This is a genomic window from Gluconacetobacter tumulicola (assembly GCF_014174215.1).
GTDB classification, from domain to species: Bacteria; Pseudomonadota; Alphaproteobacteria; order Acetobacterales; family Acetobacteraceae; genus Gluconacetobacter; species Gluconacetobacter tumulicola.
Genome location: NZ_JABEQL010000004.1, coordinates 151,187 through 172,705, shown reverse-complemented (window position 1 = coordinate 172,705; position 21,519 = coordinate 151,187). Strand labels below are relative to the sequence as shown.

At 66.2% G+C, this 21,519-nt stretch carries 16 protein-coding genes; 9 read left to right on the top strand and 7 right to left on the bottom strand.

Features of this window, described 5'->3' with window-relative positions; all coding sequences use genetic code 11:
* Positions 1-89 precede the first annotated feature (89 nt).
* On the bottom strand, positions 90-1,559 hold the full coding sequence (gene xseA, locus HLH29_RS04575) for an exodeoxyribonuclease VII large subunit (protein ID WP_182964823.1): 1,470 nt from the start codon (positions 1,557-1,559) through the stop codon (positions 90-92).
* 70 nt (positions 1,560-1,629) lie between these two features.
* Here xseA and purD point away from each other — a divergent pair, with 70 nt between their 5' ends.
* Complete coding sequence (gene purD / locus HLH29_RS04570) at positions 1,630-2,913, top strand: phosphoribosylamine--glycine ligase (protein ID WP_182964822.1); 1,284 nt, start codon at positions 1,630-1,632, stop codon at positions 2,911-2,913.
* Positions 2,914-2,991: 78 nt separating this feature from the next.
* Here the strand turns inward: purD and HLH29_RS04565 are convergent, their stop codons facing one another.
* Positions 2,992-5,826 carry an outer membrane beta-barrel protein gene (locus HLH29_RS04565; protein ID WP_182964821.1) on the bottom strand — a complete coding sequence of 945 codons (2,835 nt, stop codon included), beginning with the start codon at positions 5,824-5,826 and terminating at the stop codon, positions 2,992-2,994.
* Positions 5,827-6,158: 332 nt separating this feature from the next.
* Here HLH29_RS04565 and HLH29_RS04560 point away from each other — a divergent pair, with 332 nt between their 5' ends.
* Genes HLH29_RS04560 through HLH29_RS04550 form a run of 3 tightly spaced genes read left to right on the top strand, consistent with a single transcriptional unit; the run spans position 6,159 to position 8,154 of the window.
* Positions 6,159-6,791 (top strand): sigma-70 family RNA polymerase sigma factor, encoded by a 633-nt coding sequence (locus tag HLH29_RS04560; protein WP_182964820.1) that lies wholly within the window; start codon positions 6,159-6,161, stop codon positions 6,789-6,791.
* Entirely contained in the window at positions 6,788-7,771 is a 984-nt protein-coding gene (locus HLH29_RS04555; protein WP_182964819.1) for a DUF4880 domain-containing protein, read from the top strand. The genes HLH29_RS04560 and HLH29_RS04555 overlap by 4 nt, the downstream gene beginning before the upstream one ends.
* Positions 7,772-7,827: 56 nt before the next feature.
* Entirely contained in the window at positions 7,828-8,154 is a 327-nt protein-coding gene (locus HLH29_RS04550; RefSeq protein ID WP_182964818.1) for a zinc ribbon domain-containing protein YjdM, read from the top strand.
* Between the two features lie 95 nt (positions 8,155-8,249).
* On the opposite strand, the gene lpdA is transcribed toward HLH29_RS04550, so the two are convergent.
* The 4 genes from lpdA to zapE form a co-directional block, all read right to left on the bottom strand.
* On the bottom strand, positions 8,250-9,989 hold the full coding sequence (gene lpdA, locus HLH29_RS04545; protein ID WP_182964817.1) for a dihydrolipoyl dehydrogenase: 1,740 nt from the start codon (positions 9,987-9,989) through the stop codon (positions 8,250-8,252).
* 72 nt (positions 9,990-10,061) lie between these two features.
* A complete protein-coding gene (odhB, locus tag HLH29_RS04540; RefSeq protein WP_182964816.1) occupies positions 10,062-11,321 on the bottom strand; it encodes a 2-oxoglutarate dehydrogenase complex dihydrolipoyllysine-residue succinyltransferase in 1,260 nt (419 codons plus the stop codon).
* Positions 11,322-11,498: 177 nt separating this feature from the next.
* On the bottom strand, positions 11,499-14,372 hold the full coding sequence (locus tag HLH29_RS04535) for a 2-oxoglutarate dehydrogenase E1 component (RefSeq protein ID WP_182964815.1): 2,874 nt from the start codon (positions 14,370-14,372) through the stop codon (positions 11,499-11,501).
* A gap of 524 nt (positions 14,373-14,896) precedes the next feature.
* A complete protein-coding gene (gene zapE / locus HLH29_RS04530) occupies positions 14,897-16,084 on the bottom strand; it encodes a cell division protein ZapE (protein ID WP_182964814.1) in 1,188 nt (395 codons plus the stop codon).
* 132 nt (positions 16,085-16,216) lie between these two features.
* Here zapE and HLH29_RS04525 point away from each other — a divergent pair, with 132 nt between their 5' ends.
* From HLH29_RS04525 to HLH29_RS04510, 4 genes are all read left to right on the top strand, one after another.
* A complete protein-coding gene (locus tag HLH29_RS04525; RefSeq protein WP_182964813.1) occupies positions 16,217-16,561 on the top strand; it encodes a carboxymuconolactone decarboxylase family protein in 345 nt (114 codons plus the stop codon).
* Between the two features lie 106 nt (positions 16,562-16,667).
* Positions 16,668-17,315, top strand: coding sequence for a 2OG-Fe(II) oxygenase family protein (locus HLH29_RS04520; RefSeq protein ID WP_182964812.1), 648 nt, complete (start codon positions 16,668-16,670; stop codon positions 17,313-17,315).
* Positions 17,316-17,442: 127 nt separating this feature from the next.
* Positions 17,443-17,829, top strand: a complete 387-nt coding sequence (locus HLH29_RS04515; protein WP_182964811.1) for a hypothetical protein — start codon at positions 17,443-17,445, stop codon at positions 17,827-17,829.
* Positions 17,830-17,889: 60 nt separating this feature from the next.
* On the top strand, positions 17,890-18,369 hold the full coding sequence (locus HLH29_RS04510) for a Spy/CpxP family protein refolding chaperone (RefSeq protein ID WP_182964810.1): 480 nt from the start codon (positions 17,890-17,892) through the stop codon (positions 18,367-18,369).
* A 121-nt stretch (positions 18,370-18,490) separates the two neighbouring features.
* On the opposite strand, the gene zwf is transcribed toward HLH29_RS04510, so the two are convergent.
* Positions 18,491-20,035 (bottom strand): glucose-6-phosphate dehydrogenase, encoded by a 1,545-nt coding sequence (gene zwf, locus HLH29_RS04505; protein ID WP_182964809.1) that lies wholly within the window; start codon positions 20,033-20,035, stop codon positions 18,491-18,493.
* A 308-nt stretch (positions 20,036-20,343) separates the two neighbouring features.
* Here zwf and HLH29_RS04500 point away from each other — a divergent pair, with 308 nt between their 5' ends.
* A complete protein-coding gene (locus HLH29_RS04500) occupies positions 20,344-21,372 on the top strand; it encodes an aspartate-semialdehyde dehydrogenase (RefSeq protein ID WP_182964808.1) in 1,029 nt (342 codons plus the stop codon).
* The last annotated feature ends 147 nt before the right edge of the window (positions 21,373-21,519 follow it).

Genomic DNA, 21,519 nt, shown 5'->3' with positions numbered 1-21,519 from the left:
CTGTGCGCTCCGGCCAACCATCGGGCAAGCCATTCCCGTCCCATCCATCATCCACCTTATCGCCATCATCTGCCTTCTCGTTGGTACGGTCAAAGATCGAGCTGCCCCTGCGATGCGTCGGGCCGCAGGGCGCGGACCTCCGCCACGCCGTCGGCGAAAGTCAGTTCCAGCCGCCCGCCCGGCCGCACGTCGGCCGCACGGGTCACCGCCATGCCCGACGGATCGCGCACCAGCACATAGCCGCGTTCCAGCACCGCCATGGGCGAGAGCGATTCCAGCCGCCCCCCCAGCCCGTTCAGGTGGGCACGCCGCTCGCGCACCATCGCCGCCAGCGGGGCGGCCGACAGGCGGGCCCGGTCGGTGCGCGCCCGGCGGTCGCGCAGCGCCTGCCGCAGGCCCGACAGCAGATGACTGGCCACGAGGTCCAGCCGGGCGCGGCCCGGGCCGGTCAGCAGCAGGGGCGAGGGCATCATGCGCCCGGTCGCCAGCAGGGCGGCGCGCCGCCGTTCGATCAGCCCCGGCAGCGCGCGGTCCAGCCGCGCGCCCCGATCGTCCACCCGCATCCGCGCCGTGCCCAGCAGCGACGGCAGGTCGGGCATCCGCGCCGCCGTCCGGTCCAGCCGCAGCCGCGCCGTCTGCGTCAGGCGGGCCAGTCCGCTGGTCAGGCGCGCGGCGCGATGCGCCAGATCGGCCACCAGTTCGGCCCGTGCCGGCACCGCCATCTCGGCCGCCGCCGTGGGGGTGGGTGCGCGCCGGTCGGACACGAAATCGATCAGCGTGGTGTCGGTCTCGTGCCCGACGGCCGAAATCAGCGGAATGCGGCAGGCGTCCACCGCCCGCAGCACGGCTTCGTCGTTGAAGGCCATCAGATCTTCCAGCGACCCGCCGCCGCGCGCGACGATCAGCACATCGGGGCGCGGCACCGGCCCCCGCCCGTCGATCGCGTCGAACCCCGCGATGGCGGCGGCGATCTGCGCCGCGGCACCTTCGCCCTGCACGGCGACCGGCCAGACCAGCAGCCGGCGGGGAAAACGCCGGGCGACGGTGGTGCGGATATCATGCAGCACCGCCCCCTGCGCCGAGGTGACGATGCCGATCACACCGGGCAGGAACGGCAGCGCCCGCTTGCGCGCAGCGTCGAACAGCCCCTCTTCCGCCAGCTTCAGGCGCAGCCGCTCGATACGCGCCAGCAGCGCGCCCTCGCCGGCATATTCCATCCGCTCGACGATCAGCTGGTAGGACGAGCGCTCGCCGTACGACGACACCTTGCCCGTCGCGATGACCTCCAGCCCGTTTTCCGGCACCAGCCCCAGCCGCGACACCGACCCGCGCCAGACCACGCCCGAAATCTTCCCGCCTTCGTCCTTCAGCGAGAAATAGAGATGACCGGACGGGTAGCGTTTGAATTCCGTGATCTCGCCGCGCACGCGCACGCGGCCGAAATTGCCCTCCAGCGTGCGGCGGATCGCCCCCGAAATCTCGGAGACCGAATATTCGGGCACATTACCCGCCATGGGGCCCGGTCCGGCGCCGCCGGAAGTGCGAAGAGTTTCGTCCATCGGCACAGGGTATGATAGAGACGGCCTCCCCGGAAGGCCCGGGGCGTGCGAGGAACAGGGAAACGAATTGATGCGGGTGCTTCTGGTCGGATCTGGTGGACGGGAACATGCGATGGCGGCGGCGATCGCGCGCTCGCCCGCGCTTGAGGCCCTGTTCATTGCACCGGGCAATCCGGGCACCGCCGCCCTGGGCACCAATGTCGCCATCGCCGTCGACGACGTACCCGCCCTGGTGGCCTTCGCCAGGGCCGAGCGGATCGACCTGGTGGTGCCCGGCCCCGAGGCGCCGCTGGTCGCGGGCCTGGCCGATGCCTGCCGCGATGGCGGCATCCCCTGCGCCGGCCCCAGCCGCGCTGCCGCCGAACTGGAAGGCAGCAAGAGCTTCACCAAGGAAGTCTGCGACGCCGCTCATATCCCCACCGCCCGGTGGGAGCGGTTCGACTCAGCCGCCCCGGCGCTGGATTTCGTCCGCCGCCGTGGCGCGCCGATCGTGATCAAGGCCGATGGCCTGGCCGCCGGCAAGGGCGTGGTGGTAGCCATGACCGTCACCGAGGCCGAGGACGCCATCCGGTCCATGATGGACGACGCCACGCTGGGGGCCGCCGGACAGTCGGTGGTGATCGAGGAATGCCTGATCGGCGACGAAGTGTCGCTGTTCGCCTTCTGCGCCGACGAGACCGCCGTGCTGATCGGCGCGGCGCAGGACCACAAGCGCATCGGCGAGGGCGATACCGGCCCCAATACCGGCGGCATGGGCGCGGTCTCGCCCCCCACCGGCTTCGACCGCGCGCGGCAGGAAGCAGCGCTCGACCTGCTGGTCCGCCCGATGCTGGCCGAAATGGTCCGCCGCGGCACCCCCTTCCGCGGAATCATCTTCGCCGGCCTGATGCTGACGGCCGAGGGCCCGAAGCTGATCGAATATAACGTCCGCTTCGGCGACCCCGAGGCCCAGGCCCTGCTGATCCGCCTGCAATCCGACCTGCTGCCCGCCCTGGCCTCCGTCGCCGCCGGCACGCTGGACGCGGCGGACATCCGCTTTTCCGACGACCACTCCATCAGCATCGTGCTGGCCGCGCGCGGCTATCCCGGCAAACCCGCCGCCGGCGGCGTGATCACCGGACTGGAAGACGCCGCCGCCGAACCCGGCGTGCACATCTTTCATGCCGGTACCAGACGCAATGACCAGGGACAGATCGTTGCGGCCGGCGGCCGTGTGCTGACGATCTGCGCAACCGGCGCGACGCTGGGCGAAGCCCGCAGCCGCGCCTATCACGCCGTCGAAGCCATCACCTGGGATGATGCGGTATGGCGCCGCGACATCGGCGACCGGGCCCTGCGCGCCGCATCGGGCTGATCGCCGCCTACCGGCCTGTCAGACGACGCTCCGGAAAGCATGCCGGCCCCTTGGCCGGCATGCTTTCCAACGAGGATTTCAGTCGACGACAACCTGGAAATAGATGCTGCGGCCGTAATAATCTTTCTCGTTGATGCGTTGCAGGTTCGTCCCCTGCACGTAGGTACGATGCGCGCCCACGAGATTGTCGACCTCGTATTTCAGACGAATATGGTCGGTAATGTCGTTCCACGCCGCCAGGTCCAGGCTGAGCAGTTCGCCATACCCGACATTCTCCCACGGCTGTGACGCCGGGTCGGTCAGATATTTCGGAGTGTAGGACAAGGTTGCCCGGACGGCGCCGCGCATCTGCGGAATATGCCACGTCGCGGCACCGTTGAAGATATAGTTGGGCTGGTCGGGCAGCTGATTGAGCTTGTACGACCCGCTCGACGATGCATACATCATCGATCCGTGCATCCAGGTCCCGTTGACCGAAATATCGAAACGCTGCCTGAACGGCCCCCGCAGCCCTTCTTCGACCAGCGAGCCTTCGACCCCCATCAGCGAGGAGTTGGTGGCGTTCAACGGCTCGGTCACCGATGTCGGCATGCCGTTGATCATCTGATGATCCAGCAACGTGTAGATGTCGTGCTTTATCATCTTGTCGAAATAGGCGACGCTGACTACGCCATGGTTATGGTTGAAATATTTCTCGACCGACGCATCGAAGTTATTGGCACGGCGAGGCTGTAGATTGGGATTGCCGCGTGACAGCGTACAATCGGTTCCACCCCGCATGTCGTCGCCGCATGTCAGTTTCTGCACCTGCGCAATCTGCGAGGGCATGGGACGCCCGACGGACTGGCTGAACGACGCGCGCAGGCGCACATCATAGGGAAAATCATGCAGGAAGGTCACCGACGGAAGCGGATGCAGATAGCCGCCTCGATTGGTGCCCAGACTGCCGGTCGCGTTGCCGTTCTGCACCTGAGGCAGCAGGCTGTTGAAGCTGACGCCATCGGCGCGCACACCCGCGATCAGCAACGTGTCCTTCCATTTGTAATGAAGCGACAGATACCCGTCGATCAGTTCCTCGCGATAGCGATAGAACGATTCCAGCGTGTCGTTTCGGCTGGTCGCGACATCGAGTTTCTGTTTGGACCAGGGGAATTTTCCCATGTCGATCCAGGGCAGGGTATAAGGTGCGCCCGGCGGCGCGAAGTTGGGGAAATACATGTAGCTCGACGCATCCCCACCCGTGACGTAATCCTCGTAATTCATCTGGTCGGTCACGTTGAGCGAACGCCATTCGAACCCGGTCGCCAGACCGAAACCGTGGGCCTGCGGTCCGATATTGCGGGTATAATCCAGGCGGACGTTCGTTACCCCTTCCCGCGCATCGTCATGATAGCGCTGGATCTGGCTCAGGCTGTATTTCATGGCCCGCAGCTTGTGGGGGTCGCTGACCCCGACCATCGAGGCAAAATCGTCGCTGACGTTATAATCGGCATAAAGCGGATAGAGACCCTGCTTTTTCGGATAGGCATATGCCGTCAGGCGAGGCTGGTAATTGTGATAGGCTTCCCACGTGTAACCGACGCGCAGCTTCAGGGCCGAGATATTGTCGTGCCAGCCGACATTTCCCAGAACACCATTGCTGCTGCTCTGCCAGCGATCCTGCCGGACATAACTGGATGAACGGTAGATCAGCTCCCGGCCGCTGGTGGGCGTCTGGTTCCAGATCTGGGGGTTGTCCAGCAGAAGATAGGTATGATCCATCATGGAATGTTCCCATCGTTCATAGGAATATCCCATCAGCGACGCATTCCATCCCGAATCGGTCGGGCGCCATTCCAACCGGCCGGAACCACCGAGATTCGTGATCGAATTCGAATAGTTTCCGTATTCGATATCCTGCGGTGCCTCCCATCCATTCCAGCCCTGTGCCCGGCTTGGGATGTTGTTGCTCATGCCACCGACCGGCAGGCCCTTGTCATCGTAGAAATAGCTGTCGGTCTGCCAGTTCTTGTAGGAATTGCGGACGCGGTTCTGATATCGGATCGAGACGATTGCCCCGAATTCCTTGTTTTTTCCGAACCGGTCGGCAAGAACGGCCTTTGCGCCCTGCGCAAGATGCGGCGACTGTCCGGAGACGTGGTTCGATCCCGCCGCGCCCTTGTAGGTCGAATAGACACCATAGGCGGTAAAATATTTATACAGCCCCTTGTAATCGAAGGCGCTGCGCGGAACCATGTCGATCACCGCGCCGATGGCGCCGCCGTCCTGCTCGGCCGTGAACGTCTTGTAAACATTGTCTTCACCCGTCAATTCTCCTGGAATATTCTGAAGATTGACGCGCCGCGTGCCGCCGCCGTTATCGCCGATCGTCGCCAGCGTAATGCCGTCCAGCGTCGTCTGGTTCAGGTCCGGCGAAATGCCGCGCACGCTGACATATCGCGGCTGATCCCCGTCCTGAATACCCGTCACACCCGGCAGCAGGACCAGAAGATCCGCAACCGAGGATGCGCCGCCCCCAAGGCTGGATGTATCATTATAGGCAATACTGTCGACCAGGGCATCGGAGTTCCGCTTCGTGGTCACGACCGAACGATGCCCGATGACGTCGAGCTTTTCATCGTCGTCCGCATGCCGCTTCTTCTTTTCGATATCTGAATCGGGCTTCCTGCGGATGACGGCACTGCGGCCGTTGAACTCGCCAACCGTCAGGCGGGTGCCTGCCAGAAGCGCGGACAAGGCAGCCCGATCATCCATCATCCCCTTGATGGCATGAATCCTGATATTCTCGGAACTTTTCGCGGACGCGATAACACCGATCCCGGTAATCTTCTCATACTGGGCCAGAGCCGCCGGCAGACTGGGCGTCGAGATATCGAAATAATGCGTCGCGGCCATAACCCGGTGCGACGACATGACTGTTCCAACAAACAGCGCAGAAACCAGGGCGCTTGAACGACGCATTGTCCAGAAACCTCTAATGCAGAAGGGCGTGCATGAGAGAAGACGTGCGCCGGACCTGCTCCCCCTCCCCTTGCGGGAGCGGAAAGGGGTTAAGAGTTTGCGTCAGAATTGTTTCAATATTGTTACAGTCGATCCATGGGACGCGGAAAGCCGCCAAACAGCGCCTTTCCACCATACCGGGCATGGTCGCCGCCCGACATGCGCGCCCCGCGCCCTCTCTTTACGATGCCCGATGATGCTGTCAGGAACCGTCGCGCCGCCAGCAGGGGAAAGTCCGTACCGACGTGAATGGAGACAGTGAAGCCCGTCCGGCGAAACCCGCGACCACCGTCCCGGACGACAGGCGCCTGTCCTGGATCGTGGACGAGATTCTGCCCCACGAACATGCCGTTCGGAAGTGGCTGCGGCGTTTCCCTTTGGTGGATGTCAGCGCAGAGGATATCGTGCAGGAATGTTACGCCCGGCTATGCGCAGCCCAGCCGGGCGACATTCGCAACGGCCGCGCCCTGTTCTTTCGCTGTGCCCGCAACCTGGTGATCGAGGCGGCCCGCAAGGCGAATATTCACTATCTGGACCGCAACCTTGACTGGGATGATGAAATCGCCGATTCCGCCCCGTCTCCTGAACGGATTGCCGCCGGGCGACAGGAAATCGACCATCTGAAAGCGCGGATGCTGAAACTGCCTGCCCTGTGTCGCGATGTCTTCGTCATGCGCAAAGTCTACGGCCTGAGCTACGCACAGATCTCCCAGAAGCTGCGCATCTCGGAACGGTCGGTCGAACGGCAGGTCTCCAACGGCCTGTCATGGCTGGCCACGCACGATGAGACCGCGCAGCCCACGCACATGCCTGCCGACAGCGATCTGGAAGACCGGCCGCAGTCCGGCCGCCAGATCCGGGCGGAGAAGCGGTCATGACCGATATCGGCCGGCCGGTCCTCTTTCCACGTTTCGGCGGGGGGCGACATTCCCGGACCGATCAGGCCAGTCAGTGGGTCGCGATGCGGGACCGGAGGACGCTGATGCCCGACGAGCAGGCCCGCTTCGACCGGTGGTTGCAGGCGGACAGCCGCAATCTCGGCGCCTATGTCCGCGCGCAGGCGATCTATAGAACATTGAACTACACGGCACCCGTTGCCGCAGCCCCCGCCTTGATGACGGATCCCGACCGGAAAGCCGCCCGGATCCATGGTCGGCGACGCGTGCTTGTCGGGGCTGCGGCGGCGTGCGCCGTCGGCCTGACGGGGCAGTCCGTTCCGCCGGACCAGGTCTTTCTGCTGCGCCGCGACCATGAGGCGCCGCGCCGCTATCGCTGGCGTGGCGCCACGCTCACGCTCGACGCCCTGTCCGCTGCCTATGTGCCCGATACGGGGCGTGTCGGCCATGCCATCCGTTTTCTGTCCGGCCGGATCGGGGTACAGGCCACCGATAGGCCCATTCATCTATCGGCCGGGCCGCTGCTGATGCAGGCGACCCATGCCGATTTCGATCTGGCCATCGATGACGGCCGGGCGGCGCTGATCGCCTATGCCGGCACCATCGCGGTTTCAGTCGGCAGCACGAACATGCTGCTGAAGGGGCCCGCCTTCTACCATCTGCCCCCGGCCCCCAGCCTGGCCATGAACACCGCCCTGCGCCCGCTTTCGCCGGCCGATATCCTGTCCGACCGGGCGTGGCGCGATGCGCAGGCGGTGCTGAACGACACGCGGCTGGCGGACGCCGCGGCGCAGTTCAACCGCTATTCGCGCACCCGGATCATGATCGAGAGCGACCGCATTGCCCGCAGCCGCGTGACCGGCAGTTTCGACCTGCTGCGGCCTGTGGAATTCGCCCGCTCGGTCCAGAAGCTGCTGCGCTGCCGGCTGTCGGAAACCGGCGACAGGATCGTGCTGGCCTGATCGGCAGCGGAGGGGACGGGATTGTCGAGCGCTCTCCGTGGCGTTAATTCCCGTTTATGAGCACCACCCTCCCCGCCTGCCCGCAATGCACCCTGGACGATGTCCATATCGAAGGGACGCATTATGTCTGCGACACCTGCGGCTATGAATGGCCCGCCGATCTTGCCGAAGCGGCATCGGCCGACGAGGTGGTGCGCGATGCCAACGGCGCGACGCTCGCCGATGGCGACACGGTCGTCGTGATCAAGGACCTGAAGGTGAAGGGGTCTTCGACGACGCTGAAAGTCGGCACCAAGATCAAGAACATCCGTCTTCGCGGTGGCGACCACGCGGTGGAAGCCGGCGGCTACATGCTGAAGGCCGAATTTCTGCGCAAGGCGTAGCGGAGTCGGGGGCCACATCCCGACGATACCCCGGATAAAAAACGCCCGGCCACCGAAATGACCGGGCGCAATGAACATCGGACCGGAGCGTGCGATCAGATATGGATCGCCCGCTTTTCCACATCCAGCGCCGCTTCCTTGACCGCTTCGCTCAGCGTCGGATGCGCGTGGCAGGTGCGGGCGATATCTTCCGACGAGGCGCCGAATTCCATCGCCAGCGTGGCTTCGGCGATCATTTCGCCGGCGCCGGGGCCGATGATGTGCACGCCCAGCACCTTGTCGGTCGTGGCATCCGCCAGCACCTTCACGAAGCCGTCGGTCATGCCCATGGCGCGGGCGCGGCCGTTGGCGGTGAAGGGGAACTTGCCGGTCTTGTAGGTAACGCCGGAATCCTTCAGCTCTTCCTCGGTGCGGCCGACGGTCGCGACCTCGGGCCAGGTGTAGACGACGCCGGGGATGGCATCGTAATTCACATGCCCCGCCTGGCCGGCCAGGATCTCGGCGATGGCGACGCCTTCGTCCTCGGCCTTGTGCGCCAGCATCGGGCCGGCGATGACGTCGCCGATCGCGTAGACGCCCGGCACGCTGGTCGCATAATGGGCATCGGTCACGACGCGGCCGCGCTTGTCCAGCGCCACGCCGGCCTCTTCCAGGCCCATGCCCTTGCTGGCGGCGGTGCGACCGATCGACAGCAGGACGATGTCGGCTTCCAGCGTCTCGGCGGTGCCACCGGCGGCCGGCTCGACGGTCAGCGTCACGCCCTTGCCGGTCTTCTCGGCCTTGGTGACCTTGTGGCCCAGCTTGAACTGCAGACCCTGCCTGGTCAGGATACGCTGGAACTGCTTGGCGATTTCGCCATCCGTGCCCGGCACCAGACGGTCGAGATATTCGACCACCGTGACCTCGGCGCCCAGACGGTGCCACACGCTGCCCAGTTCCAGCCCGATCACGCCGCCGCCGATGACGACCAGCTTCTTCGGCACGGCCGACAGTTCCAGCGCGCCGGTCGAGGTGACGATGACCTTCTCGTCGACTTCGACGCCCGGCAGGCCGGCGCTGTCGCTGCCGCTGGCAATCACGATGTGCTTCGCCGTTACCGGCTTGCCGTCGACCGTGATGCGGCCGGTGCCTTCCAGCTTGCCGAAGCCCTTCAGCCAGGTGACCTTGTTCTTCTTGAACAGGAACTCGACGCCCTTGACGTTGGCATCGACCACTTCGGCCTTGCGCGCCATCATCCGCTTCAGATCCAGCTTGACGCTGTCGATCAGGATGCCATGGCCCGCATAATCATGGCCGGCGGCATGGAAGTTTTCGGACGATTGCAGCAGCGCCTTGGAGGGAATGCAGCCGACATTCAGGCAGGTGCCGCCCAGGGTCGCGCGCTTCTCGACGCAGGCGACCTTGAAGCCGAGCTGGGCCGCGCGGATGGCGCAGACATAGCCGCCGGGGCCGGCGCCGATGACGATGACGTCGTAATCGGTCTCGGCCGGGGGCACCGCCGCCGGAGCCGGGGCCGGAGCAGGCGCGGCCTTGGCTTCGGCAGGCTTCGCCGCGGCCGGTGCTGGCGCGGGCTTGGCGGCCGGAGCGGCACCGGCGGCGCCTTCCTCGACGGTCGTCAGCACGGCGCCGACCGCGACTTCGTCGCCCTCGGCCACGGCATGCGCGCCCAGACGGCCGGCCGCCGGGGCGGCGACCTCGACGCTGACCTTGTCGGTCTCCAGTTCCACCACCGGCTCGTCGGCGGCGACGCTGTCGCCCGGCTGCTTCAGCCATTTGCCGATCGTGGCCGTCGTCACGCTCTCGCCGAGAGTCGGCACCTTGATTTCAATGGTCATATTCTTGTCCTGCGTTCGCTGCGTCGGAATGAATCGGCGGACCGGGCCGAAGACCCGGTCCGCCCCGGCGCATCAGACCTCGAGCAGCAGACGGCGCGGGTCTTCCACGTTCTGCTTCACGCGCACCAGGAAGCTGACGGCTTCCTTGCCGTCAACGATGCGGTGATCGTAGGTCAGGGCGATATACATCATCGGCCGGATCACGACCTGGCCGTTCAGGGCGATCGGACGATCCTGGATGGCATGCATGCCCAGGATGGCCGACTGCGGCGCGTTGATGATCGGCGTCGACATCAGCGAGCCGTAGATACCGCCATTGGTGATCGAGAACGTGCCGCCCGACAGTTCGTCCAGCTTCAGCGACCCGTCACGCGCGCGCTTGCCGAAACCGGCGATCGCGCTCTCGATCCCGGCGAAGCCGAGCTTCTCCGCATCGCGGATCACCGGCACGACCAGCCCGTTCGGGCCGCCGACCGCGATGCCGAGATTGACGAACTCGCGATAGATGATGTCGTCGCCGTCGATTTCGGCATTGACCGCCGGGAATTCCTTCAGCGCCGCCATCACCGCCTTCGCGAAGATCGACATGAAGCCCAGCTTGGTGCCGCCATGCTTCTTCTCGAAGATGTCACGATATTCGGCGCGCAGTTCCTTCGCCGCCGTCATGTCCACCTCGTTGAAGGTGGTCAGCAGGGCGGCGGTGTTCTGGGCGTCCTTCAGGCGGCGGGCGATGGTCCGGCGCAGGCGGGTCATCTTCACCCGTTCCTCGCGCGGGTCGTCGGTGCGCGGCGTGGCGGGGGCGGCGGCCGCCTTGGCCACCGGCGGCTGCGCCAGGAACGACAGCACGTCACCCTTGGTCACCCTTCCGTCCTTGCCCGTGCCGGTGCCGATCTCGGCGGTCGAGATGCCCTTCTCGGCCATGATCTTCTGCGCCGACGGCATCGGGGCATGGGCCGCACCCTGGGCCGCGACATCGGACGGCGGGGTGGCGGGACGCGCGACCGGGCCGGCCGCGACCGGCTGGGCCTGAACGCCGGCGGGGGCCTTCGGGGCCTCGGGGGCCTTGGCGGGCGCCGCCCCCTTGGGGGCGCCGCTGCCGGCGTCGACCGACGCCAGAATGGTCCCGACCTCGACCTCGGCGCCTTCGGCGACGAGCTGCGGACCCAGCACGCCGGCTTCCGGCGCCGCGACCTCGACGCTGACCTTGTCGGTCTCCAGCTCCACCACCGGCTCGTCGGCGGCGACGCTGTCACCCGGATTCTTCAGCCACTTGGCAATGGTGGCGGTCGTCACGCTCTCGCCCAGCGTCGGAACCTTGATCTCGGCAGACATCTTTCTTTCCATTCCCTCTGCCGGTCAGATCCGCGTGCTGGACCGGGGCACGATCGTCCGCGCCCCCACCCGTCGTCTGCCGGCTTGTGCATTCTCAACATAACCAGACTGAAGCCGGCGCGGGAATACCGCACCGGCCGACCTTCGACGTCCCGGCCCGCCGGCCGGGACGCAACCTCAGGCCACGCCCAACGCGCCGGCGACCAGGGCCGCCTGTTCGCTGGCATGGATTCGGGCCAGACCCGTGGCCGGGCTGGCGGCCGCGACGCGGCCGACATAGGTCGGACGCCCGCCCTTGCGGCCTGCCTTGGTCATCACGCCCTCGATCAGGCGATCGACGAAGGTCCATCCCCCCATGTTCTCGGGTTCTTCCTGGCACCAGATCACCTGGGCCTTGGGATACAGCGCCAGCTGTTCGGCCAGCAGCTTTTCCGGGAAGGGATAGAACTGTTCCAGCCGCAGGATCGCGACCTTGTCCAGCGCACGCTCCCGCCGCTCGGCCAGCAGGTCGTAATAGACCTTGCCCGAGCAGATCACGACCCGCTCCACCTTGTCGCCCGACGCGATCGGATCGATCTCGCCGATCACCGGACGGAAGGTGGTGCCCGATGCGAACTCCTCGAGGTTGGACACCGCGAGACGATGACGCAGCAGCGATTTCGGCGTCATGATGACCAGCGGCTTGCGATAGCCCAGCTTGAGCTGGCGGCGCAGGGCGTGGAAATAGTTCGCCGGCGTGGTGATGTTGCACACCCGCATGTTGTTCTCGGCGCAGAGCTGGAGGTAACGCTCCAGACGGGCCGAGGAATGTTCCGGACCCTGGCCTTCGTACCCATGCGGCAGCAGCAGCACCAGGCCCGCCATGCGCAGCCACTTGGTCTCGCCCGAGGCGATGAACTGGTCGATGATGACCTGCGCACCGTTGGCGAAATCGCCGAACTGGCCTTCCCACAGCACCAGCGCGTTCGGATCGGCCAGCGAGTAGCCATATTCGAAGCCCAGCACGCCGAATTCGGACAGCAGCGAGTTAAAGACCTCGAACACGCCCTGCGCCGGGTCGATATTGTTCAGCGGCGCATAGGTGTTCTGGTTGACCTGGTCGGTCAGCACCGCATGGCGCTGGCTGAACGTGCCGCGCTGGCAGTCCTCGCCCGACAGGCGGACGCGATGCTTCTCCAGCAGCAGCGAACCGAAGCCCAGGGCCTCGCCCGTCGCCCAGTCGATGCCTTCGCCGGTCTGGAACATCGTCGCCTTGGCCTTGAGCTGGCGCACGATCTTCGTGTTGACGTTGAAATCGGCCGGCGCGGTGCTGATCGCGGCACCGATCTTGCGCAGCGTCTCGACCGAGATACCGGTGGCGGGTTCGGGGTCCACCGTGCCGACCGGCGGCGGCTTCAGGCCGGTCCAGGCCCCTTCCAGCCAGTCGGCCTTGTTGGGCTTGTAGGTCTGCGCGGCCTGATAGGCCTCTTCCAGACGGTTCTGGAACGCATCCCACTGCCCGGTGGCCTCGGCCTCGGTCACCACGCCTTCGCGCACCAGACGGTCGGCATACAGCGTGCGGATCGTCGGACGGGCGGCGATGGCCTTGTACATCGTCGGCTGGGTGAAGGACGGCTCGTCGGATTCGTTATGGCCGTGGCGGCGATAGCCGACGATGTCCAGCACGATGTCGGTGGCGAATTTCTGGCGGAAATCGGCCGCCAGACGCGCGCAATAGATCACGGCCTCGGGCTCGTCGCCATTGACGTGCAGGATCGGCGCCTGCACCGCCTTGGCGACGTCGGTGCAATAGAGGCCGGAGAACGCATGCGCCGACACGGTGGTGAAGCCGATCTGGTTGTTCACCACGATATGGACCGTGCCGCCGGTGCGATAGCCGATCAGTTGCGACATCGCCATGGTCTCGTAGACCAGGCCCTGGCCGGCGAAGGCGGCATCGCCATGCATCAGCACCGCCATGTGGCGGCTGCGCACATGCGGGTCGTCATCATCCTGGGCTGCGCGCACCTTGCCGATCACCACCGGATCGACGGCTTCCAGATGAGACGGGTTGGGCTGCAGCGAGATGTGGACGGAATTGCCGTCGATATCCACGTCGGTCGAGGTGCCGAGATGGTATTTGACGTCGCCCGAGCCCTGCACGTCGTCCGGCTTGAACGAGGCGCCGGCGAATTCGCTGAAGATGGCCGTGTAGGGCTTGCGCACCACGTTGACCAGCGTGTTCAGGCGGCCGCGATGCGGCATGCCGATCGCAACCGTGCGCACGCCGTCCTTGGCCACCTGGTCGATCAGCGCATGCAGCGCCGGAATGGTGACGTCCTCGCCCTCCAGTCCGAAACGCTTGGTGCCGACATAGCGCTTCTGGCAGAACGCCTCGAAGCCCTCGGCCTCCGTCAGGTGCTCCAGGATGACCTTCTTCTGCTCGGCCGAGGCCCCGGCGCGCCAGTTGTCGCCTTCCAGCCGCTGCTGCAGCCAGTTGCGCTGCTCGGGGTCCTGGACATGCATGTATTCCGAGCCGATCGGCCCGCAATAGACGGCGCGCAGCGCGTCCAGCACCTGGTTGACCGTCGCCGACTGCGTCTGCGGGCCGATCAGGCTGGCGACGATCTTGCCCAGATAGATCGGACGGTCGAAATCCTGCGGGCCGAACCCGTAGGTCGCGGGGTCCAGATCGGCATGGGGTTTGGGCACCTGCAGGCCCAGCGGGTCCAGCCGTGCTTCCAGGTGGCCGCGCACGCGATAGGCGCGGATCAGCTGCGTCGCACGCAGGCTGTCGTCGGCCGCCGCATTCAGGCTGGCCGTCGACACGGGCGCGGCCTTCGCCGGGGCCGCCACAACGTCGCCGCCATCGATTCTGGACGGGCGCGGCGCCCACGAGGCACCTTCCGCGTCATGCAAAATCGCAGCGCCTTCCTCGTCCATCGCCGAGAACAGCGATGCGAAAGAAGGATCGACGCTGCCGGGGTCCGACGCCCAGCGAGCATACAGGTCGGCCAGATAGGCCGTGTTGGCTCCGCTGAACGCGGTCGACAGGATATCTACGCCCGCCATCTTGAAGACATCTCCTCGTTCATGGCCTGATCGGCCACGTCATTATCCGGACCCGGACCCTCTCCGCCGATCACGGCGAAAAGACGATCCTCACCCTTTATCGTCCCAACCCTAGCGCCACCTTTGGCCATCCGCCGCCATCTTTCGCCACGGGCAGGATTGCTTCGCACGCATACTCACCTTTCCGTTTCCACCTGCTCACGCAACGGTGTCACGAAACCGGCATCAGGCGCGCGGCACACCGAACAGCGACGGAACCGGCAGATGACCCGAAGGGCCGTCCATACCCAAGCAAAGAGCGAACCACTTGCCTACCGCCGCGCCGCTCACACCACCGCCATATGCGTCACGATACCGTGACAGCAGGGAACGACCGCCCCCGAGCCCAAACCGCCCCGACCGTCGCTGGCGCATCCGGGCGCACGCCGCCGGAACACACTGGCAGGGCGAGGCGCCGCCGCATTGGAAATGCTGAAAAGAAAGGCAGACCCTGCATGGATTTTGGCTGAGCCTGCCGGGCATGATCAGGACAGATGCGGCAGGTCCAGATAGGCGGCACTCTGCATCTCCTCGAGCCGCGAGGCGGTCCGCTCGAAGGCCTGCGCGCCTTCGCCCTTCTGGTAGATCGCATCCGGCTGATCTTCGGCCGAGGCGAACAGCTTCACCTTCTGTTCGTACAGCGTATCGACCAGAACGATGAAACGGCGGGCAACATCGAAATTATCGGGTCCCAGACGGGGAATATCGTCAAGCACCAGGGCCGGGAAGCGCGTGGCCAGGGCCAGATAGTCGCCCGCGCCCAGCGCCCGGCCGCACAGGTCGGAGAAGGTAAAGTGCGCCACCGGGCCGGCCGCGACCGTCACCGCGAGCTTGCGGCCCATCACCTCCAGCGTCACGGGGCGGATCGGGGCGCCATCGGCCAGACGCATGAAGAGCGAATCCAGCTCCTGCGTCGCATCGGGGCCTGGCGGCACGATCCAGGTCGTCATGCCGCGCATGCCGCCGCGACGATAATCGCGCGGCGAGTCCAGGACCACCGTATCGACCTCGCGCTGGATGATCGCGATGAAAGGCCGGAAGGCATCGGCCCCCGGCCGGTTCTGGAACAGATCCTGCGGTTCGGTGTTCGAGGTCGCGACCACGACCACGCCATCGGCGAACAGATATTCGAACAGCCGCCCCAGCACCATCGCGTCAGCGATATCGTTCACCTGGAATTCATCGAAACAGAGCAGCCAGGCTTCCTGCGCGATGGCGCGGGCCAGCGGCGGAATCGGATCGGTCAGGTCCGGGTTCCGACGCTTCATGTCGTGCAGCCGCTTGTGAACATCCTGCATGAAGCGGTGGAAATGCACCCGCATCTTGTGTTCGACCGGCGCCAGTTCGAAGAACAGGTCCATCAGCATGGTCTTGCCGCGCCCGACCTGCCCGACCATGTAGACCCCGCGCGGACGCGGCGCCTCCGCCGCGCCGCCATTCAGGCCCAGCCGGGCCTTCAGCCCGCCCAGCAGCCCCTTCGGCGGCGGGCGCCGCACCACGGGGTGATAACCGGGCAGTTCGCGCCACAGCCGGTCCAGCCGGGCGGCCGCCTTGGCCTGCTCGGGGTCGCGGGACAGCAGTCCGGCGGCAACCCGCGCCTCGTACGCAGCCAGGGGCCCCGAGCCAGGGGGCAGATTCAGATCGGATGCGAAGGCTGTCAGCGCGGATTCCATGATCTATCGCCGATAGCGCCGGCAACGCCTCTCAGCAAGAGCATCCACTCGCCAAACCGTGTCGTGACAGGCCTGCTCTCCATCTGGTGAACTCCGTCGCGGTCCATGACCACACATCAAGGATGTTTCACGATGATCGACTGGTCCGCCTACCGCCATTTCCTCGGCCGTGCCGTGCCCGCCTTCGCCGCCCTCTCGCCGGGAACGGTCGAAGGGCTTACGACGCTGGACAATGCCGCCAAGACCACCAACCGGCTGGATGCCAAGACACGCGAACTGATCGCGCTGGCCGTCGCCGTCACCACCCGCTGCGACGGATGCATCGCCGTCCATTCCAAGGCCGCCGTGCAGGCCGGCGCGACGAAAGAGGATATCGCCGAGGCCCTGGGCGTTGCCGTGGCGCTGAACGCCGGCGCGGCCGCGGTCTATTCCACCCGGGCGCTGGACGCGGCCGAAAAGGCTGCCGGCGCGGCCTGACACCCGCGCGGCGGGGCGCACCGTTCCGCCCCACCTTGATTTCCCGCCGGCTCCGGCACTAGGAATCGGGATGTGGTCTTCCTCATCCCGATCCCGCGCAGGTTCCATGACCGTCACCACGCCCATCCGTCCCGATTACGCCGCCCTGGAAGCCGCCCAGGTTTCCGACACGCCGTTTGCCCATGTCGTGGTCCGGAACTTCATCCGGCCGGACGATCTGGCGGCGCTGGTGGCCTCGCTGCCCGAATTGTCGTCCGGTGGATCGTTCCCGCCCTCGGCGCTCACCCTGTCGCCGCTGGCGCAGGGCCTGATCGCGGAGCTGGAAGGGCCCGTGCTGCGCCAGGCGATCGCCCGCAAATTCGCCCTGGACCTGGACGACGCGCCGACCATGCTGACCCTGCGTGGCCGCACGCGGGCCAAGGACGGGCGCATTCATTGTGATTCCGTGGCCAAGCGCGTGACGGTGCTGCTGTATCTCAACCCGGCCAGCGAGGCCTGGGCCCGGCAGGAGGGCTGCCTGCGCCTGCTGCGCGGTCCGGACGATGTCGAGGATTATGCAGCCGAGATCCCGCCCGTCGACGGCACGCTGCTGATCTTCCCCAACGGCCCGACGACTTGGCACGGCCACCGGCAATATGTCGGCCGGCGCTACACGATCCAGCTCAACTATATGGAAAACGACGCCAAGGCGCGGAGCGAACTGCGCCGCCACCGCCTGTCGGCCCTGGCAAAGCGCCTGTCGCCCGCCGCCTGATCCGCGCCGCCCGATCCGCGCCGGGCCTCGGCCCTGATTCTGACATGATCTGCGCCGATCATCCTGACATGAAACAGGATTCGGCCCGCCATGGCCGAACTGACTTTTAGATTATAGGAGTCCCGTCATGCGGGTCCGCACACTCCCCCTTCTGATGGCCGGCATCCTGCTGGCCGGCGCCACGCCGATCGCGGCCTCGGTGCCCGCCCTGGCGGAGCACTGGGATCGTGGCCGCCACGACCATGGCTGGCACGATCACGGGCCGGACCGTGGCTGGAACCGGGGTGGCGGCCCCGGCTGGCGCGGCGATGACCGCGGCTATCGTCGTGGCCCCGGCGTCGGTGCCGCCATCGGCGCCGGTGTCGCCGGCCTGGCGGTGGGCGCGCTGATCGGCGGGGCGCTGGCCTCGCAGGCCGCGCCACCGCCGGCCGCCTATTATCCGCCTCAGCCGGAACCGCCGCCGCCCCCGCCGGCTTATTATCCGCAGGCGTCCTATGGCGCGCCGCCTTACTGAACCCGCCCGCCTGACACGCCCGGCCCGTTCAGCCCCATGATTTCCCGGAGACCTCCGTCCATGACCGTCCGCCGGTTACCCCTCATCGCCGCCCTCGCCCTGCTGACCACGCCCGCGCTGGCGGCGCCCGACACCACGGCCCCGACCGCCACCGCCGCCCCGGGCTCGGCCGTCCCCGTCCACACGCCGCGCGATCCCTCGCCGGACCAGCTTGAAGCCCATATCGCAACGCTGCATCAGCAATTGGGCATCACCCCGGCGCAGGACGGCGCGTGGAATGCCTTCGCGCAGGTGATGCGCGACAATGCGGCACGCTTCCATGACACGATCGAGCAGCGCCGCGCCAAGCTGGCGACCCTGAGCGCGCCCGACAACATGCAATCCTACGCCGACCTGATCACCCAGCGCGCACAGGACCTGCAATCGCTGAACATGGCGTTCCGCACGCTGTACAACGGACTGAGCGACGCACAGAAGAAAGCGGCCGATGCCCTGTTCCGCCAGTCGGACAACCACCCGAAACAGGCTGCCACGCACTAAGCGTTCAGGGCTCTGCCCTGAAACCCGCCAAAGGGCATTGCCCTTTGGAAACCATTCGATATCAACGCATTGGGATGCAGGGGTCCGCGACCCCTCTCGGGTTCGGGCAGAGCCCGTCCCTTTATGTGCCGTTCAGCGGGTACCAGGCCCGCCCGTCGCGGGCCAGCAGCGCGTCGGCGCCCGCCGGGCCGGTGGCCCCGGCATCGTAGAATTCCAGCCCCTCGGCCACATGCCCCCAGGATTGCAGCACCGGATCGACCGCCGTCCAGGCCGCGTCGATATTGTCGGCCCGCTGGAACAGCGTGGCATCGCCGGTCAGGCAATCATACAGCAGCGTTTCGTACCCCACATTGGGTTGCAGGTCGAACGCGTCTTCATAACGGAATTTGACCTGCACCCCGGCCAGGTCCATCGCCGGGCCCGGATGTTTGGCGGCCATCTCGATCGTCAGGCCCTGGGCCGGCTGCACGTTCAGGATCATGCGGTTGGGCGGCAGGCTGTCGGTGGCCGTGCCGCGAAAGATCGCCACCGGCGGCTTCTTGAACTGCACCACCACCTCGGTCCGCCGCCCGCCCAGCGATTTGCCCGTCCGCAGGTAGAAGGGCACGCCCGACCAGCGCCAGTTATCGACACACAGCTTCAGTGCCACATAGGTCTCCGTCACGCTGTCGGGGGCGACACCGGGCGCCGCGCGATAGGCGACGACCGGCTTTCCCTCCACGGTGCCGGCGCGATACTGGCCGCGCACCGCGTCCTCGGGCCGAACAGGGCGGACGGACTCGAACAATTGCTCCTTCGCCGTGCGCACCGTCTCGGCCGAGAACGAGGCTGGCGGCTCCATCGCCACCATGGCGAAGAGCTGGAACAGATGGTTCGGCACCATGTCACGCAACGCGCCCGTAGGCTCGTAGAAGGCGCCGCGCTGTTCCACCCCGATGGTCTCGGCCGCCGTGATCTGCACATGGTCGATATATTCGTTCCGCCAGAGCGGCTCGAAGATCAGATTGCCGAACCGCATGGCCAGGATGTTCTGGACCGTCTCCTTGCCCAGGAAATGATCGATCCGGTAGATCTGCTGTTCGTCCAGCACGCTCAGGACCTGCCGGTTCAGTGCCCGCGCGGTCGCCAGGTCGGAGCCGAACGGCTTCTCGATCACCACGCGGCGGAAGGTCCCCTCCTGCTGGGCGACCAGCCCCGCCTGCCCCAGCATCTCGACCAGCGGGCCGAAGAAGCGCGACGGCACCGCCAGGTAGAAGACGGCATTGCCCTTCACCCGCTCCGCCAGCGCCCGCATCTGCTCCAGATCCGCAAAATCGGCCTGCATATAATCCAGTCGGTCGGCAACCCAGTTCCAGGCATCCTGGTCGATGGTGGGCGTATAGAACTCGCCGTCCGGGTCCTTCGTGAAGTCCTGCATCGTGGCGGCCAGCCCGTCCCGCCAGTCGGCGTCGGTGCCCGCCACGCGATCGACGCCCAGCACGCGGAAATCGGCATCCAGCAACAAGCTGCCGGCCAGATTGTACAGTGCCGGAATCAGCAGCCGCTTGGTCAGGTCGCCGCGCGCACCGAAAATGACCAGCGTGCAGGCCGGCGCCGGCCGGCTGCCCGATGGCGGAATGGCGTGTGCGCTGCGCGCCGGCGACGAAATATCGCGAAAGAACGACATGACGGGACATCCCTCCTGGACAGGCCGCCACCGCATGGACCGGCGGCGGAAACGGACGCATTGCGCCGGATCGACCTGCACCATCTGACACCCGCATGGTCGTCGTGACAACGCGCGGCGGCGCCATCCGCGCACACAAGCGTGAGACCCGGGGCGCTCCCCGGGGCCCGGAATGGGGAAAAACCGGGCCTGACGGCGGCTCTCGCTTGCGTCAGGCCCGGTCACGCACTACCTCTCAGCGTCTCCGTTCCGGAGTTTCCAACAGGTCCACCGGATAGGCCGGGGGCACAGATCAGGGATTGTGTTCGATGGGATACCGCGTCGCGGTCGTAGGCGCCACGGGAGCCGTGGGGCGTGAAATGCTCAAAACGCTGGCCGAACGCGCGTTCCCGATTACCGAGATTGCCGCCCTGGCCTCGGCCCGCTCGGTCGGGCAGGAGATCTCGTTCGGCGAGAAGAAGGTGCTGAAGGTCCAGAACCTCGAGACCTTCGATTTCACCGGCTGGGACATCGCCCTGTTCTCGCCCGGCGCCTCGGTCTCGGCCATGCATGCGCCTCGCGCGGCCAAGGCGGGCTGCATCGTCATCGACAACACGTCGCATTTCCGCATGGAGCCCGACGTGCCGCTGGTGGTGCCCGAGGTGAACCCCGACGCGCTGAAGAAGGCCAAGCGCGGCATCATCGCCAACCCGAACTGCTCGACCATCCAGATGGTGGTGGCGCTCAAGCCGCTGCACGACCTGTTCACCATCCGCCGCGTCGTGGTCTCGACCTACCAGGCGGTGGCCGGCGCCGGCAAGGAAGGCATGGACGAGCTGTTCATCCAGTCGCGCGGCAGCTTTGTCGGCGACCCGGCCAGCCCCGAACAGTTCACCAAGCAGATCGCCTTCAACTGCATTCCCCATATCGACCGCTTCATGGATGACGGCGCGACCAAGGAGGAATGGAAGATGGCGGTCGAGACCCGCAAAATCCTCGACCCTGATATCTCTGTTTTCGCTACCTGTGTCCGCGTGCCGGTCTTCATCGGTCATTCCGAGTCCGTGGTGGTGGAATGCGAGGAGAAGGTGGATCTGGAGCGCGCCCGCGCCGTCCTGCGCGACGCGCCGGGGGTCATCCTGCACGACAAGCCGGAGGATGGCGGCTATGTCACGCCGATCGAATGTGTTGGCGAGGACGCGACTTACGTGTCGCGGCTGCGGATCGACCCCACCGTCCCCAACGGGCTGGCCTTCTGGTGCGTCGCGGACAATCTGCGCAAGGGGGCTGCGCTGAACGCGGTGCAGATCGCCGAGACCATGATCGCGCTGGACCTGATTCACCCGCGCACCCGCTGACCCCAAATGCCGCGAAACCGGAACGGTTCGACTCCGTTCCGGTTTCCGCGAGCCGGACCCCGACAAGGCGTCTCGCGACCTCGTGTTCCCCCCTGCGTTGACCGCGCCCTTTCCCCGGCGTAGGACCGAACAGGCACAAGGCGACGG

Bases quoted from the DNA above. Each gene is read 5' to 3' on its own strand.
- xseA (WP_182964823.1), bottom strand. From the start codon at position 1,559: ATGGACGAAACTCTTCGCACTTCCGGCGGCGCCGGACCGGGCCCCATG.
- purD (WP_182964822.1), top strand. From the start codon at position 1,630: ATGCGGGTGCTTCTGGTCGGATCTGGTGGACGGGAACATGCGATGGCG.
- HLH29_RS04565 (WP_182964821.1), bottom strand. From the start codon at position 5,826: ATGTCGTCGCACCGGGTTATGGCCGCGACGCATTATTTCGATATCTCG.
- HLH29_RS04555 (WP_182964819.1), top strand. From the start codon at position 6,788: ATGACCGATATCGGCCGGCCGGTCCTCTTTCCACGTTTCGGCGGGGGG.
- HLH29_RS04550 (WP_182964818.1), top strand. From the start codon at position 7,828: ATGAGCACCACCCTCCCCGCCTGCCCGCAATGCACCCTGGACGATGTC.
- lpdA (WP_182964817.1), bottom strand. From the start codon at position 9,989: ATGACCATTGAAATCAAGGTGCCGACTCTCGGCGAGAGCGTGACGACG.
- odhB (WP_182964816.1), bottom strand. From the start codon at position 11,321: ATGTCTGCCGAGATCAAGGTTCCGACGCTGGGCGAGAGCGTGACGACC.
- HLH29_RS04535 (WP_182964815.1), bottom strand. From the start codon at position 14,372: ATGGCGGGCGTAGATATCCTGTCGACCGCGTTCAGCGGAGCCAACACG.
- zapE (WP_182964814.1), bottom strand. From the start codon at position 16,084: ATGGAATCCGCGCTGACAGCCTTCGCATCCGATCTGAATCTGCCCCCT.
- HLH29_RS04525 (WP_182964813.1), top strand. From the start codon at position 16,217: ATGATCGACTGGTCCGCCTACCGCCATTTCCTCGGCCGTGCCGTGCCC.
- HLH29_RS04520 (WP_182964812.1), top strand. From the start codon at position 16,668: ATGACCGTCACCACGCCCATCCGTCCCGATTACGCCGCCCTGGAAGCC.
- HLH29_RS04515 (WP_182964811.1), top strand. From the start codon at position 17,443: ATGCGGGTCCGCACACTCCCCCTTCTGATGGCCGGCATCCTGCTGGCC.
- HLH29_RS04510 (WP_182964810.1), top strand. From the start codon at position 17,890: ATGACCGTCCGCCGGTTACCCCTCATCGCCGCCCTCGCCCTGCTGACC.
- zwf (WP_182964809.1), bottom strand. From the start codon at position 20,035: ATGTCGTTCTTTCGCGATATTTCGTCGCCGGCGCGCAGCGCACACGCC.
- HLH29_RS04500 (WP_182964808.1), top strand. From the start codon at position 20,344: ATGGGATACCGCGTCGCGGTCGTAGGCGCCACGGGAGCCGTGGGGCGT.